Genomic DNA, 14,309 nt, shown 5'->3' with positions numbered 1-14,309 from the left:
CAGGGAGGGGGCAGGGTGGTGATTGATGCGCGCATCTTCACTTAAGGAAACCCGCGCCATGTTCAGCTTCACACGCTCCGCCCTGCTCGCCGCCCTGCTGTCTCTGGGGGCTGTCTGCGGGGCTTTCGCCGAGGACGGGGGCCAGAATGGATTGAGCGGCGCGCTGGGCCTGGGCATCGGTTACCAGCCCCATGACCCCAGCGGCAGCCGGCATGACACCGTGCCCTTGCCCTATGTCGATCTGGAGTGGGGCGATGTCAGCCTCGACACCGACGACGGCCTGACCTGGGACGCCTTCAAGGCCAAGGGTTTCAGCGCCGGGCCCTATATCAACTACTTGCCGGGACGCAACGCCAACGGCTCGCTGCGCGGCCTGCGGGATGTGCCGAACATGGCCGATGTCGGCGGCTACATCCAATACGCGCCGGACGACTTCTGGCGCCTGTTCGCTTCCCTCGGCAGCGCGGTGGGCGCGGGCTCCGGCCAGGGCGGCCTGCTGGGCAAGGTCGGCGGCGAAATCGGTTATCCCCTGGGCCTGGGGATCATCGGCAGCAGCAACCTCACCGCGCATTTCGCCGACGCCCGGCAGACCCAGACCTTCTTTGGCATCAGCGACGCCGAAGCCCAGGCGACGGGCATCGGTCGCTACAGCGCCGGCGGCGGTCTGCAGAACCTGACCCTGACCCAGAACCTGCAGGTGCCCCTGGGCGGCAACTGGTCGTGGATGACCAGCGCCAGCTGGATTCACCTGACAGGCTCGGCGGCCGACAGCACCCTGGTGCGCGAGCGCGGCGAAGTGAACCAGGGCCAGGTCCAGACCGCCCTCAGCTACCAGTTCTGAGGCCGGCAAGGCCTTATCGCCGGGCTTGCGGGGCGACGGCGTTTTCCAGGCCGTCATCGCGAGCCAGCCTCGCTCCTACAAAAGCGCGGCTGAATACCTCTGCCGGCATGCGCTGTTTCTGTAGGAGCGAGCTTGCTCGCGATGCAGGCGTAGCCTGCCTTTTGTGCTGTATTTCTCTCCGGTTATCTGGATGATCTCGGGGTTTTTCGCGAGCAAGCTCGCTCCTACAGGGAGAGCCTGTGTCATTGCTGTCGCGAACCGTTTCGTTATTACGTCTGAGAAATTGGTCCACCCTTTGCAATGGCAGCCATGAACCCACTTTTCAGGAAGTTCTTCATGGCTCGTCCCGCTTATCGCCTGCTTGCCCATTCGCTGTGGGACATCGTCCCGATCCTGATGGCCCTGGCGCATTTTTCCTTCGTCCTGTGGCTGGTGCTGGCCTTTCACAGCCTGTCCTGGTGGGTGATCCTGCCGGCGGCGTCGTTGTATGCGCTCAGCCTGTCGTGGAGCATCAACAGCATTTCCCACAACCAGATCCACAACGCCTATTTCAGCCTGCCGTGGCTGAACCGCAGCTTCGATCTGCTGCTGTCGGTGACCATCGGTTTTTCCCAGACCCTGTACCGCGATATCCACAACCGCCATCACCGTGGCAACTCGGATCGGCCCGGGCCGGACGGCACTACGATCGACCCGCTGTCGATCTACCTGCATGGCCGCAACGGCCAGCCGGACAATGTCTGGGCCTACACCTTCCTGAGTTTTTTCCGCGACGACCCCAAGGCCATCTACCAGGAAATGCAGCGCAAGCGCCCGGCGGACGCGCGTTGGGTCAAGGTGGAAATCGGCGTGACGGTATTGGCCTACGTGGCGCTGGCGCTATACGACTGGCATGCGCTGCTGGTGCTGCTGCCGTTCTGGTACCTGGGACAGTCGCTGTCCTCGCTCAACGGCTATTACGAACACCTGGGCGGCAACCCGGACCTGCCGATCGCCTGGGGCGTGAGTTCCTACAGCTGGCTTTACAACCTGATCTGGATGAACAACGGCTACCACGCCGAACACCACTACCGGCCGAAGATGCACTGGACCCGGGTCAAGGCCTTCCACCGCGAGATCCGCGAACAGCAGCGGGCGGCGGGGGTGAAGGTGATTCCGCTGGCCCACGGCCTGGGCTTTCTGTTGAAACACCCCAAGCGCTGAGGCCCGCGCACCTGTAGCCGCTGCCGCAGGCTGCGATCGACCGGTACGGTCGTGGCGTTCAGAAGACCGCGAAAGGTTCGGCGGGAGATTGGGAACCAAGGCCCTGCGGGCCTTATCGCAGCCTCGCGGGCTCGGCAGCGGCTACAGGGGCGTTATGCGCCCCCATGTCCTAGGCTTCTTCGCCCTCGGCCAGCAGGGCGATCCCGCCGACGATCACCAGCACGCCGACCCAGTGCAGCAGGCTGATCTGCTCGCCCAGGCCCAGCCAGGAGCCGAGCAACACCACCACGAACACCAGCGAGCTCAGGGGGAAGGCCAGGGACAGGCTGCTGCGCCGCAGGATCAGCATCCACACGAAGAACGCGCCGATGTAGCAGGCAATCGCCAGCAGCACCCCCGGGTTGACCGCCACCGCGGCCAGCCATTGCAGGTTGAAATCCATCTGGCCCAGCTGGTCGCCGCCGACCTTGGTGGCGATCTGGCCGGCGCTTTCGAAGCCGATCAGCAGGGCCCAGAGCACCAGGGTGCCGAGGCGCCCGTGGAGCCAGCCGTGAGTCTGTGCAGTCATGAAATCTTTCCTTGTGAAGCGTTGAGGGGGCTCAGGTGCTGGCGACGCACACCAGCATCACGCCGAGGGTGATGACCAGGGTGCCCAGCCAGCGTCGGCGGCTGACGTGCTCGCCGAGAATCAGCTTGCCGGCCAGGACCACGCCGCAATAGGCCAGGGCCGCCGCCGGAAACAGCAGGCTCAGCGGCGCGCGGGACAGGGCTTCGAGCCAGACGAAAAACTCGATCACATAGGCGCCGATGCCGCACCACAGCAGCGGCGCGTTGAACACCTGGCCCCAGAAGGCATTCAGGCGAAAACCGCCTTCCAGCTCCGGCAGGCGGTCCAGGCCGAGCTTGAAACAGAGCTGGCCGATCACGTCCAGGACAATGGAAAACGCCACTAGCAAGACAACGGTCAGGGTCACGGGAACAGCTCCTCGAACAGCGCCATCAGGGCTTCGTTGGTGGTCGAATTGCGTAGCAGGTCGGCTGCGCTCCAGCGTTCGGCCGGCGGTTGGTCGGAGCGTGCTTCCCAGCGCTTGAAGGCGTTGCTGAAGGCCGGCGCGGCGAACTCGCCGCAGATGTCGATACCGAGGATGCGCTTGCCCGCCGCCAGGCTGCGCAGGGCCTGCAGCAGGTGGCTCAGGCGCATGCCGCCCTGATCCCAGTTGGTCGCGGCGTCGGTACTGGCCAGCACGTCCTTGTCGATGGTGATCCAGATCGCCTGGGTGGGCAGGCTGGCGATCAACTGGTCGAGGAAGGCTGGCCAGTCGAGCCCGGCCAGGTTGCGCCAGTGCAGGTGGTTTTCCTGCTGCTGGTGCCCGGCGCCGTCGCCGACCCGGCCCCAGACCTTGGAGGGCGCGTGCTCCCAGGGAAACAGCTGCAGCTTGCCGTGGCGCAGCGCGCCGAGGTTGCCGCCGCGCAGCTGCGGGTTGTGCAGGTCGTCGCTGCACGGCCCGAGGGTGACGATGCGCTGGATGTGCGGCAGCTGCAGCGCCCGGTTGACCCAGGAACCGCAGTGCCGGCGCGGCGCGAAGCGCACCCAGTCGGGGTGGTTGTCGAAGTGGATCAGGCTGACCGGCTGTTGCAGGTCGGCGAGGAAGGCCGGGGTCAGGTGGTGGTAGTCACCGGAGCCGACAAAGAAGATTTCCGGCTGCGGGCCGCTGTGGGCAGGCCTTTGCCGCAGGCGTTCGGTGAAGTGGCGGTAGGTGCGTTCGGTGGACCAGAGCCGCAGTTTCGGGCCCAGGTCCAGCAGGTCCAGGCGTCGCGCCTGGCCGCTGCGCAGCCGGCGCTGGACAGGCTCCTGGGCGGTCAGGCTGTGGTCGAGATCGAGAATGTTCAAAGCAGGATTTACCCATGGCAGCGCCCCTCGGAAAAGCCTGCGTCACAGGTCGCGGACGCAGGCAGAGCGGGCTTTACAGGGTAAATGCAAGGGACGGGCCAGGGCGCTGAACGGCACCTGTAGCCGCTGCCGAGCCCGCGAGGCTGCGATCGCCCCCGCAGGGGCCGCAGAGGTCTTGAGATCGCTGAAGACCTTCGGCCTTATCGCCGCCTGTGGCAGCGGCTACAGGGGGGAGTCAGGCGTGGACGCGCACCCAGACGCTGACCAGCACGGTGGCGGCCATCAGCCAGGCCACCGCGGCCACTGCCAGGGAGGCCTCCAGGCGCAGGCGGTCGACCATCACGTAGAGGGTCGCCAGGTACACGAAGTAGGGAATGATCGACCACATGCCGAACAGGATTGTGGTCTTCAGGTCGTCGATGGAACGGCCCTTGCCGACGATGTAGTGGGCGATCAGGGCGAAGGTCGGGAACAGCGGCACCAGGCCGGCGATGTAGTAATTCCGGGTCTTGGCCAGGGCGGCGAGGATCACCACTACGGCGGCGCCCAGGCAGGCTTTGAGCAATAAATCCACGGTACTTCTCGCAGTCTGGTTAGTGGCTCAGGCCGTATTTCTTGACCTTGTCGAACAGCGTGGTCTTGGCCATCCCCAGTTCCTGGCTGGCCTGGGTCAGGTTGCCGCCGCTGCGTTGCAGGGCGTCGCCCAGCAGGTTGCGCTCGAAGGCCTCGACCGCCTCGGCAAAGCCCAGACCCTGCGCGGCGTTGCCGCTGGACTTCTTGAACGCCGGCAGGCCCAGGGCAAAACGTTCGGCGACGTTGCGCAACTCGCGCACGTTGCCCGGCCAGTCGTGGCTCATCAGGTTCGACAGGGTCTGGTTGTCCAGCTCCGGCGCGGCGCGGTCGAAGCGCAGGGACGATTGCTGCAGGAAGTGTTCGAACAGCTGCAGGATGTCCTCGCGACGCTCGCGCAACGGCGGCAGCTCCAGGGTCACCACGTTCAGGCGGTAATACAGGTCGCTGCGGAACTGGTTGGCGCGCCCCAGTTCGTCGAGGTCGGACTTGGTCGCCGCGATCACCCGGCAATCCACCGCCACGCTCTGGTTCGAGCCCAGGCGCTCCAGGGTGCGCTCCTGCAACACCCGCAGCAGTTTGATCTGCAGGTTCATCGGCATGCTTTCCACTTCGTCGAGGAACAGCGTGCCTTCGTGGGCGTGCTCGATCTTGCCGATACGCCGCTTGCCGGCGCCGGTGAAGGCGTTGGCCTCGTGGCCGAAGATCTCGCTTTCGAACAGGTTTTCCGGCAGGCCGCCGCAATTGAGGGCGACAAACTGGTGGGTGTGCCGGCGGCTGAAGTCATGCAGGCAGCGGGCGACCAGCTCCTTGCCTGTGCCGGTCTCGCCTTCGATCAGCACGTTGGCCGAGGTGTCGGCGACGTTGGCGATCAGCTCCCGCAGGTGCTGCATGGCCGGCGAACGGCCGATGATCCGTCCTTCGAGGGAGTCGCGCTCGGCCAGCTGGCGGCGCAGCGACGACACTTCCCGGGCCAGCCCGCGCTGCTCCAGGGCGCGGCGAGCGACGTCCACCAGGCGCTCGGGGGAGAAGGGCTTTTCCATGAAGTCATAGGCGCCTTTCTGCATCGCGCCGACGGCCATGGAGATATCGCCGTGGCCGGTGATCAGCACCACCGGCAGGCTGCGGTCACGGGCCTTGAGGCGGGTCAGCAGCTCCAGGCCGTCGATGCCCGGCAGGCGGATATCGCTGATGACGATCCCGGCGAAGTTGTCGCCGACCCGCTCCAGGGCTTCTTCGGCGCTGCCGACGCCGACGCAGGGAATGTCTTCCAGGGCCAGGGCCTGCTGGCAGCCGAGCAGGACATGGGGGTCGTCTTCGACGATCAGGACGGTAAGGTCGTTGTTCATAGCGGCTCGGCTTGTGTAGGGCTGACCAGGGGCAGGCTGAGGACGAAGGCGGTACCGCCGTCGGCCGGGTGCTCGACGCCCAGGTTGCCACCCGTGGCGGCGGCCAGGCTGGCGGACAGGGTCAGGCCGAGGCCCAGGCCCTGCTCGCCGGGTTTGGTGGTGAAGAAGGGTTCGAACAGATGCTTGCGCGCCTCGGCGTCGATGCCGTGGCCGTTGTCGCGTACCCGCAGGCGGTATTTGCCTTCGACGCTTTCGCCTTCCAGCCACAGCTCCGGCCGCGGCTGGGCCTGCATGGCGTCCAGGGCGTTGCCGATCAGGTTGACCAGGATCTGCTCCAGGCGGGTCTGGTCGATCCGTACCTGGACTTCGCTGAAGTCGCGGTGCAATTGCAGCGGCAGGTTTTCCAGGCGCGCGTTGAGCAGCTGCAGGGCGGCGTCCACGGCCTTGCCGAGGCTGGCTTCGCCCTGGTCCTCGCCACGACGGGCGAAGGAACGCAGGCTGGCGGTGATGCGGCCCATGCGGTCGATCAGTTCGTTGATGGTCTTGAGGTTGGTGCTGGCGGTATCCAGGGCGCCGCGCTCGAGGAAACGCACGGTGTTGCCGGACAGGGTGCGCAGGGCGGCCAGCGGCTGGTTCAGTTCATGGGCGATGCTGGTGGACATCTGGCCGATGGCGGCGAGCTTGCCGGCCTGGACCAGTTCGTCCTGGGCGCGGCGCAGGGTTTCCTCGGCCTGGCGGCGTTCGCGGATCTGGCCCTTGAGCCGTTCGTTGCTGGCGCGCAGGTCGCTGGTGCGTTCGGCGATCCGCCGTTCCAGCTGGTTGTTGGCTTCCTGCAGGGCTTCGCGGGCGGCGAGGCGGGTGGCGATGACCTTGCGCCGCTCGTTCCAGGCAATCAGCAGGAAAGCCACCAGGGCGAAGGCCACGGCCACCAGGATGCCCTGGTTGATGGCTTCGCGGCGCAGGTCCTTGAGCGGCGTCAGCAGGGTGAAGTTCCAGGGCGTATCGCTCAGGGGCCGGGTCTGGGACAGGTAGCTGATTTCCTTGTCGTCGGACACCAGCTCGGTGTTGGCCGGGAAGGTCAGCTTCTCCACGCCTTCGGCCAGGCGTTCGCGGGCCAGCGGCTCCAGTTCGTTGAGGGTGAACCAGTAATACTGCAGGCTGCGCGCCAGGCGCTCCTTGGTGTCGTCGCTCAGCGGGCGTACCGACCGCAGCCGCCGGGCCGGGTCGCTGGAGAGGATGATGATGCCGTTCTCGTCGCTGACGAAGCCTTCCAGGCGGGCGCGTTGCCAGCGTTCTTCCAGGGCCTCCAGGCGTACCTTGACCACCGCCACGCCGATGATCTTGCCCTGTTCTTCCAGGCCGTGGGCGAGGTAGTAGCCGGGCTCGCCATTGGTACTGCCGATGCCGTAGAAGCGCCCGGGCTGGCCGCGCACGGCATTCTGGAAATAGGCCCGGAACGACAGGTCTTCACCCAGGTAGCTGTCGACGTCGCGCCAGTTGCTGGTGGCCAGCACGCGACCGGTGGTGTCCATCACGTAAATGGCCCGACTGCGGCTGCGCCGGTTCAGGCCTTCGAGGTAATTGTTGACGGTCTGCCGGTGCTCCGGCGTCGGGTCGTTGAGCAGCAGCGACACACTGGATTCGAGTTCCAGCAGGCTGGGCAGGTAGGTGTATTTGCTGATCTCGCTTTCGACCGCGCGGGCGTGCAGTTCCAGCTGGCGTTCGCCGTTCTCGCTGAGGCTGCGGATGCCGTAGTGCTCGCTGATCCAGAAGCCGACGTAGCCCAGGCCGATCATCAGCGCGATGACCAGTGGCGGCAGGAACAGGTGGCGGATCAGACGGGGTTTCACGGCGAGTGATGGCGGCGCGGCGCGATAGAGAGTGGGGTCGCATTTCATCACAGATGCCTTGGGTCAACCAGCGCTCGCCCGCTTCCTGTAGGAGCGAGCTTGCTCGCGAAGAACTCAAGGACAACGCATTATCCAGGATGCACGCGTTATCGTTAACGACCATCGCGAGCAAGCTCGCTCCTACAGGGGCGAGCCGCATCGTTTTTAGTGCTGCAGGATTTTCTCGAGGAAATGCTGCGCACGCTCGGAGCGGGCGTTGATGTCGCCGAAGAATTCCTCTTTCGGGCAGTCTTCGATGATTTTGCCGGCGTCCATGAAGATCACCCGGTCCGCGACCTTGCGGGCGAAGCCCATTTCGTGGGTCACGCACATCATGGTCATGCCTTCGTGAGCCAGTTGCACCATCACGTCCAGCACTTCGTTGACCATTTCCGGGTCGAGCGCGGAAGTCGGTTCGTCGAACAGCATGACGATCGGGTCCATCGCCAGCGCGCGGGCGATCGCCACACGCTGCTGCTGACCGCCGGACAATTGGCCCGGGTGCTTGTGGGCGTGGGCGGACAAGCCGACGCGCTCGAGCAATTGCAGGCCTTTCTTGGTGGCTTCTTCCTTGCTGCGGCCCAGCACCTTGATCTGCGCGATGGTCAGGTTTTCGGTGATGGTCAGGTGCGGGAACAGCTCGAAGTGCTGGAACACCATGCCCACGCGCGAGCGCAGTTTCGGCAGGTTGGTCTTCGGGTCGGCGATGGAGGTGCCGTCGACCACGATGTCACCTTTCTGGAACGGCTCCAGGGCGTTGACGCATTTGATCAGGGTGGATTTGCCGGAGCCGGACGGTCCGCACACCACGATCACTTCGCCTTTCTTGACCTCGGTGCTGCAATCGGTCAGCACCTGGAAGTCCCCATACCACTTGTTGATGTTCTTGATAGAGATCATACGGCAAACCTTTTTTGCAGACGCTTGACCAGCAGCGAGGCGGCAAAGCTGATTGTGAAATACACCAGACCGGCAACGATCAGGAACTCATTGGAGCGGCCGATGATGTCGCCGCTGGAGCGCGAAGCATTGAGGAAGTCCACCAGGCCCACGGTGTACACCAGCGAGGTGTCCTGGAACAGGATGATGCTCTGCTGCAGCAGCAGCGGGGTCATCTTGCGGAACGCCTGGGGCAGGATGATCAGGCGCATCATCTGGCCATAGCTCATGCCCAGGGCCTGGGCGGCGCCCATCTGGCCCTTGGGGATCGACTGCACGCCGGCGCGGACGATTTCGCAGAAGTACGCCGCTTCGAACATCATGAAGGCCACGATGCACGAGCCGAACGCGCCGATCGGGGTGTCTTCGCCGGTGATCCAGCGCAGCACGAAGGGGACCGCCAGGTAGAACCAGGTGATCACCAGCAGCAGCGGGATGGAGCGGAAGTAGTTGACGTAGACGCCAGCGATGTTCGACAGCAGCTTGCTGTGGGACAAGCGCATCAGCGCCAGGATGGTGCCGAGGACGATCCCGCCGACGACGCCCAGGGCCATCAGCTTGAGGGTCATCAGCATGCCGTTCCACAGGCCGGGAATGGCCGGGACGACGCCAGTGAAATCGAATTCCATTATTTGCCCCCCACGGAGATCAGGCCGGGCACCGCGACTTTCTTCTCGACCATGCGCATCAGCAGCATCAGGCTCATGTTCAGGGTGAAGTAGATCAGCGTGGCCAGGGTGAAGGCTTCAAACAGGTTGGCCGAGAATTCGGCGGTCTGCTTGGTCTGCGCCAGCAACTCCATCAGGCCGATCAACGAGGCCACGGAGGAGTTCTTGAAGACGTTGAGGAATTCCGAGGTAAGCGGCGGAATGATGATCCGGTAGGCCTGGGGCAGCAGCACGTTCCAGTAGATCTGCGGCAGCTTGAAGCCCATGGCGCGGGCCGCGGATTCCTGGCCGCGTGGCAGCGCCTGGATACCGGTGCGCACCTGTTCGCAGACACGGGCGGCGGTGAACAGGCCCAGGCACACGACGACGCTCAGGTAGGCCGAGGTGGTCGGGTTGAGGTCCTGCTTGTACCAGTCCTGCAGGTTTTGCGGCAGCAGGTCCGGCACCAGGAAGTACCAGATGAACAGCTGAACCAGCAGCGGTACGTTACGGAAAATCTCCACGTAGACGGTGGCGATGCCCGACACCAGGCGGTTCGGCACGGTACGCATGACACCCAGGATCGAGCCCAGCAGCAGTGCGACGATCCAGGCCACCACGGCGATGGCGATGGTCCAGCCCAGGCCCGCGATGTACCAGTCGAGATAGGTCTCGCTGCCCACGCCGGTGGACTTGAAGAACACGCTCCAGTCCCAGTTGTAATTCATTAGGGTCTCCCCTCTGATCGATCGATGTACAAGCACCCGCTTGGGGAAATCCGTTCCCGCCTGGATGACGCCCAGGCACACGCGATCGGCTCGACAACCACCGGTTCGAGTGTTTCCAAAAAAAGCCAGCAGGTAGTGACAGGCTCCTGAAAGGGCCGCGCCCTTTCAGGAGACAAGGTTAGTCAGGAATCAGGACTTTTTATCGTCAGCCGCTTTGTCGGTCGGGTTGGCGATCAGGGCCTTGAGCTCGTCGCTCATCGGGAACATCAGGTTCAGGCCTTTTGGTGGAATTGGCGACTGGAACCATTTGTCGTAGATCTTGTTGATCTCGCCCGACTTGTAGGTGGCGACGATGGCGTCGTCCACGGCCTTCTTGAACGGTGCGTCGCCCTTGCGGACCATGCAGCCGTAGATTTCGTAGGATTGCGCGGTACCGGTCACGGCCCAGTCGGTCGGTTTGCGGGCCTTGGCCATTTCACCGGCCAGCAGCGCGTCGTCCATCATGAAGGCGACGGCGCGGCCGCCTTCGAGCATGTTGAAGGACTCGCCATGGTCCTTGGCCGAGATCACGTTCATGCCCATCTGCTTGTCGGCGTTCATCGCCTTGAGGATGCGCTCGGACGTGGTGCCGGCGGTGGTCACGACGTTCTTGCCCTTCAGGTCGGCGAAGTCCTTGTAAGGCGAATCCTTCTTGGACAGCAGACGGGTGCCGATCTCGAAGATGCCGACGGAGAAGTCGACCTGCTGCTGACGCTCGACGTTGTTGGTGGTGGAACCGCACTCGACGTCCACGGTGCCGTTCTGCACCAGCGGGATACGGGTCTGCGAGGTAACCAGGTTGTATTTGACCTTGAGATCCGGCATGTCGAGGTCTTTCTTGATGGCTTCGACGATTTTCAGCTGGATGTCGTGGGAGTAGCCGACTGGAACGCCGGATGCATCCGCGATGTAGGAGAACGGAATGGAAGCGTCGCGATGTCCGAGGGTGATGGTGCCGGAGTCTTTGATTTTCTTCAGCGTGCCGGTGAGTTCGGCGGCGACCACTGGAGTGCTAATCAGAGCAGCAGCAATGGCTGCGCCCAACAGATGGGGAACGATGCGCATCAATATTTCCTCGACATTTGTTTTTTTTATGAAGCCAGTTCGACGGCTCTCTTATACAGCGAATGCCTTGACGGCTCCTGATGTGTGTTGGCCCATCAGGCATTCGTCGAAGAGTGTAGAGCATGAGTCGTGCCAGGCCAGCTGATCCGTATCAAGACCTTGATTTGAAAGGCTATTAAATATTTATGGCGGATATTGTCGGCGGTCTTTATCCGGTTATCCGAATTGACCCGAAAGTCGCGTTCGGAAAACCGAATGCCCAGCAGGGCCGGGCTCATTCCCGTAGGAGCGAGGCTTGCCCGCGATGGCATCACCGCGCTGATCCTGTTGCACCGCGTTGCGCGGATCGCGGGCAAGCCTCGCTCCTACAGACGCCGCGGCCATGAAAAAGCCCCCGGGCCGTGTGGCGCGGGGGCTTCTTTATAGGACGGGCGATCAGGCGGCCTCGATCTTCGCCCGGTTCTGCTCGACCTTCTGCAGGTAGTGCTGCAGTTTTTCCTGCTCTGCCGGGGTCGTGAACAGCCCCAGCTTGCTGCGGCGCCACAGGATGTCCTGGGCATTGACCGCCCATTCTTCGCTGCACAGGTAATCGACTTCACGGGTGTACAGGCCGCCACCCAGGTGCTCGCCCAGGTCGCTCAGGCTGTGTACGCCTTCCAGCAGGCGCCAGGTGCGGCTGCCGTAGCTGGTGGCCCAGCGGCGGGCGATTTCGCTGGGTACCCAGTCGAACTTCTGGCGAATCGCTTCGGCCAGTGCCTGCGGGGTGGTCATGTCTTCGCCGCCGGGCAGGGTCGAGTGGGCGGTCCAGCTCGGCTTGATGCCTTTGAAGAACGGCGTCAGCTGGGCCATGGCCGATTCGGCCAGCTTGCGGTAGGTGGTCAGCTTGCCGCCGAACACCGACAGCAGCGGCGCTTCGTCGGCATTGCCGGACAGCGCCAGGGTGTAGTCGCGGGTCACGGCCGACGGGTTGTCGGATTCGTCGTTGCACAGCGGGCGCACACCGGAGTAGGTGTGCACGATGTCCTGGCGGCTCAGCTGCTTCTTGAAGTGGGCGTTGACCACTTTCAGGATGTAGTCGGTTTCGCCTTCGGTAATCGCCACCTTCGCCGGGTCACCGGTGTACTCGCGGTCGGTGGTGCCGATCAGGGTGAAGTGGTTCAGGTACGGAATGGTGAAGACGATGCGCTGGTCTTCGTTCTGCAGGATGTGCGCATGTTCGCCTTCGTACAGCTTCGGCACGATCAGGTGGCTGCCCTGGATCAGGCGGATGCCGTAAGGCGAATCCAGCTTCAGGTCGTCCTTGATGAACTTGGCGACCCATGGGCCGGCGGCGTTCACCAGGGCCTTGGCTTGAATCGAGAACAGGCTGCCGTCGGCGCGCTCCAGGTGCAGGTGCCACATGCCCTTGCTGCGGCGGGCGCTGATGCAGCGGGTCTGGGTGTGCACATGGGCGCCTTTTTCGCGGGCGGCCATGGCGTTCAACACCACCAGGCGGGCGTCGTCGACCCAGCAGTCGGAGTATTCGAAGCCTTTGGTGATCTCGGCTTTCAACGGGCTGTCGGCACCGAACCTGAGGCTCTTGGAACCGGCGAGTTTTTCCCGCTTGCCCAGGTGGTCATAAAGGAACAGGCCGGCGCGGATCATCCACGCCGGACGCAGGTGCGGGCGGTGCGGCAGGACGAAACGCATGGGCTTGACGATATGTGGGGCCTTGGCCAGCAGCACTTCGCGTTCGGCCAGGGCTTCGCGCACCAGACGGAATTCGTAATGTTCGAGGTAGCGCAGGCCGCCGTGGATCAGCTTGCTGCTGGCCGAGGAAGTGTGGCTGGCCAGGTCGTCTTTTTCGCAAAGGAACACGGACAGGCCACGCCCGGCGGCATCGGCGGCGATACCGACGCCATTGATCCCACCGCCGATCACGGCAATGTCATAAATCTCGGCGAGAGGGGGCGCGGGCAAGGTGGAAGTGGGCATCGACTGGCCTCGTGTTCTTCTGGTATTTGAAATCGAACATAAATGTTCATTTGCGAAAATACTAGCGCAGAAACACATCGACAGCCAGCGGGATTCGATTGAAAAAACTCATCGAAAGGCAGGGAAAGGAAAATTTACGAACATTGTCGGACGCAAAGTGTCTGCGGCTTGCGGAAGGGGGGATCTGTAGCCGCTGCCGAAGGCTGCGATCGCGCCCGAAGGGCGCGCAGGATCTCCAGTTCGCTGAAGGCCTTCGGCCTTATCGCAGCCTGCGGCAGCGGCTACACGGGGAGGGGGTCAGACGACTTCCAGGCGAATCTTGTGTTGCTGCAGCAACTGGGTCAGCGCCGGAACCGGCTGCTGGTCGGTGACCAGGCAATCGATCAGGCTGATGGGGCCGAGGCGGATCATGGCATTGCGCCCGAACTTGCTGGAGTCGGCGGCCAGGATCACCTGCCGGGCATTGGCGATGATCGCCTGGGACACCCGCACTTCCTGATAGTCGAAGTCCAGCAGGCTGCCGTCTTCGTCGATACCGCTGATGCCGACCAGGGCGAAGTCGACCTTGAACTGGTTGATGAAGTCGACGCTGGCCTGGCCGACCACACCGCCATCGCGACGCACGTTGCCGCCGGTCAGCAGCACGTCGAAGTCGTCCTTGGCGCTGAGCATGGAAGCCACGTGCAGGTTGTTGGTGATGATCTTCAGGTGGCTGTGATTGAGCAGCGCCCGGGCAATGGATTCGGTGGTGGTGCCGATATTGATGAACAGCGAGGCGTGATCGGGGATCTGCGCGGCGATGGCTTCGCCGATGCGTTGTTTCTCATCGCGCATCTGGTCGGCGCGCATGGCGTAGGCGGTGTTTTCGACACTGGAGTCGTAGGCTGCGCCGCCATGGTAGCGGCGCAACAGGTTCACTTCCGCCAGTTGGTTGATATCGCGGCGGATGGTTTGCGGTGTAACGACGAACAGCTGGGCCATTTCCTCGATGCTGACATAGCCGCGTTCGCGGACCAGCTCGAGGATTTGCTGCTGACGGGGAGGCAGATTCATGGGGCTTCCTTTGGGCTGCCATGCAAAATTTGCCCATGATGCCGCAGGAATCTACTCCCGACCAGTTACCCGATCACGTGAAAACTACTACGCTCGGAAATCCTGCGTTAAAAACAGACTC

Annotated in this window: 14 protein-coding genes; 2 read left to right on the top strand and 12 right to left on the bottom strand. The window is 63.6% G+C overall.

The annotated features are described in order from the left end of the window. The first annotated feature begins 58 nt into the window (after positions 1-58). Positions 59-841: a MipA/OmpV family protein gene (locus tag AC07Y9_RS22325; RefSeq protein WP_102678520.1), complete on the top strand. Its 783-nt coding sequence runs from the start codon at positions 59-61 to the stop codon at positions 839-841. A 336-nt stretch (positions 842-1,177) separates the two neighbouring features. Next, on the top strand, positions 1,178-2,044 hold the full coding sequence (locus tag AC07Y9_RS22320) for a fatty acid desaturase family protein (RefSeq protein ID WP_102678519.1): 867 nt from the start codon (positions 1,178-1,180) through the stop codon (positions 2,042-2,044). Between the two features lie 169 nt (positions 2,045-2,213). Here AC07Y9_RS22320 and AC07Y9_RS22315 read toward each other — a convergent pair whose 3' ends face one another. From AC07Y9_RS22315 to AC07Y9_RS22260, 12 genes are all read right to left on the bottom strand, one after another. After that, positions 2,214-2,612, bottom strand: coding sequence for a DMT family transporter (locus AC07Y9_RS22315; protein WP_007927148.1), 399 nt, complete (start codon positions 2,610-2,612; stop codon positions 2,214-2,216). A gap of 31 nt (positions 2,613-2,643) precedes the next feature. Further along, positions 2,644-3,018, bottom strand: a complete 375-nt coding sequence (locus AC07Y9_RS22310; RefSeq protein WP_053262459.1) for a DMT family transporter — start codon at positions 3,016-3,018, stop codon at positions 2,644-2,646. Further along, positions 3,015-3,935 carry an arginase family protein gene (locus tag AC07Y9_RS22305; RefSeq protein ID WP_101338951.1) on the bottom strand — a complete coding sequence of 307 codons (921 nt, stop codon included), beginning with the start codon at positions 3,933-3,935 and terminating at the stop codon, positions 3,015-3,017. Before AC07Y9_RS22305 ends, AC07Y9_RS22310 begins: the two co-directional genes overlap by 4 nt. Positions 3,936-4,170: 235 nt before the next feature. Continuing rightward, positions 4,171-4,500, bottom strand: a complete 330-nt coding sequence (locus AC07Y9_RS22300; protein WP_162136174.1) for a GlpM family protein — start codon at positions 4,498-4,500, stop codon at positions 4,171-4,173. A gap of 28 nt (positions 4,501-4,528) precedes the next feature. Then, positions 4,529-5,854: a two-component response regulator AauR gene (gene aauR, locus AC07Y9_RS22295; RefSeq protein WP_053262457.1), complete on the bottom strand. Its 1,326-nt coding sequence runs from the start codon at positions 5,852-5,854 to the stop codon at positions 4,529-4,531. After that, the gene (aauS, locus tag AC07Y9_RS22290; RefSeq protein ID WP_101338950.1) at positions 5,851-7,752 is read right to left on the bottom strand and encodes a two-component sensor histidine kinase AauS; all 1,902 of its coding nucleotides are present in this window, start codon (positions 7,750-7,752) and stop codon (positions 5,851-5,853) included. The genes aauR and aauS overlap by 4 nt, the downstream gene beginning before the upstream one ends. Positions 7,753-7,908: 156 nt before the next feature. Then, complete coding sequence (locus AC07Y9_RS22285; protein ID WP_007927141.1) at positions 7,909-8,643, bottom strand: amino acid ABC transporter ATP-binding protein; 735 nt, start codon at positions 8,641-8,643, stop codon at positions 7,909-7,911. Further along, positions 8,640-9,311 (bottom strand): amino acid ABC transporter permease, encoded by a 672-nt coding sequence (locus AC07Y9_RS22280; protein ID WP_007927139.1) that lies wholly within the window; start codon positions 9,309-9,311, stop codon positions 8,640-8,642. The genes AC07Y9_RS22285 and AC07Y9_RS22280 overlap by 4 nt, the downstream gene beginning before the upstream one ends. After that, complete coding sequence (locus AC07Y9_RS22275; protein WP_009045378.1) at positions 9,311-10,057, bottom strand: amino acid ABC transporter permease; 747 nt, start codon at positions 10,055-10,057, stop codon at positions 9,311-9,313. Before AC07Y9_RS22275 ends, AC07Y9_RS22280 begins: the two co-directional genes overlap by 1 nt. Positions 10,058-10,246: 189 nt before the next feature. Then, positions 10,247-11,161: a glutamate/aspartate ABC transporter substrate-binding protein gene (locus AC07Y9_RS22270; protein ID WP_007927135.1), complete on the bottom strand. Its 915-nt coding sequence runs from the start codon at positions 11,159-11,161 to the stop codon at positions 10,247-10,249. 435 nt (positions 11,162-11,596) lie between these two features. Further along, complete coding sequence (glpD, locus tag AC07Y9_RS22265) at positions 11,597-13,135, bottom strand: glycerol-3-phosphate dehydrogenase (RefSeq protein ID WP_102678518.1); 1,539 nt, start codon at positions 13,133-13,135, stop codon at positions 11,597-11,599. 297 nt (positions 13,136-13,432) lie between these two features. Continuing rightward, positions 13,433-14,188, bottom strand: a complete 756-nt coding sequence (locus tag AC07Y9_RS22260) for a DeoR/GlpR family transcriptional regulator (RefSeq protein WP_007922413.1) — start codon at positions 14,186-14,188, stop codon at positions 13,433-13,435. Positions 14,189-14,309 lie beyond the last annotated feature (121 nt).

It is taken from the genome of Pseudomonas sp. GW456-L12 (assembly GCF_059424045.1).
Note: the sequence above shows the minus strand (reverse complement) of the source record. Positions and strands in the feature narration are given on the sequence as shown.

Coding starts and splice junctions, on each gene's coding strand:
- AC07Y9_RS22325 (WP_102678520.1), top strand. CDS start 59: ATGTTCAGCTTCACACGCTCCGCCCTGCTCGCCGCCCTGCTGTCTCTG.
- AC07Y9_RS22320 (WP_102678519.1), top strand. CDS start 1,178: ATGGCTCGTCCCGCTTATCGCCTGCTTGCCCATTCGCTGTGGGACATC.
- AC07Y9_RS22315 (WP_007927148.1), bottom strand. CDS start 2,612: ATGACTGCACAGACTCACGGCTGGCTCCACGGGCGCCTCGGCACCCTG.
- aauR (WP_053262457.1), bottom strand. CDS start 5,854: ATGAACAACGACCTTACCGTCCTGATCGTCGAAGACGACCCCCATGTC.
- aauS (WP_101338950.1), bottom strand. CDS start 7,752: ATGAAATGCGACCCCACTCTCTATCGCGCCGCGCCGCCATCACTCGCC.
- AC07Y9_RS22285 (WP_007927141.1), bottom strand. CDS start 8,643: ATGATCTCTATCAAGAACATCAACAAGTGGTATGGGGACTTCCAGGTG.
- AC07Y9_RS22280 (WP_007927139.1), bottom strand. CDS start 9,311: ATGGAATTCGATTTCACTGGCGTCGTCCCGGCCATTCCCGGCCTGTGG.
- AC07Y9_RS22275 (WP_009045378.1), bottom strand. CDS start 10,057: ATGAATTACAACTGGGACTGGAGCGTGTTCTTCAAGTCCACCGGCGTG.
- AC07Y9_RS22270 (WP_007927135.1), bottom strand. CDS start 11,161: ATGCGCATCGTTCCCCATCTGTTGGGCGCAGCCATTGCTGCTGCTCTG.
- glpD (WP_102678518.1), bottom strand. CDS start 13,135: ATGCCCACTTCCACCTTGCCCGCGCCCCCTCTCGCCGAGATTTATGAC.
- AC07Y9_RS22260 (WP_007922413.1), bottom strand. CDS start 14,188: ATGAATCTGCCTCCCCGTCAGCAGCAAATCCTCGAGCTGGTCCGCGAA.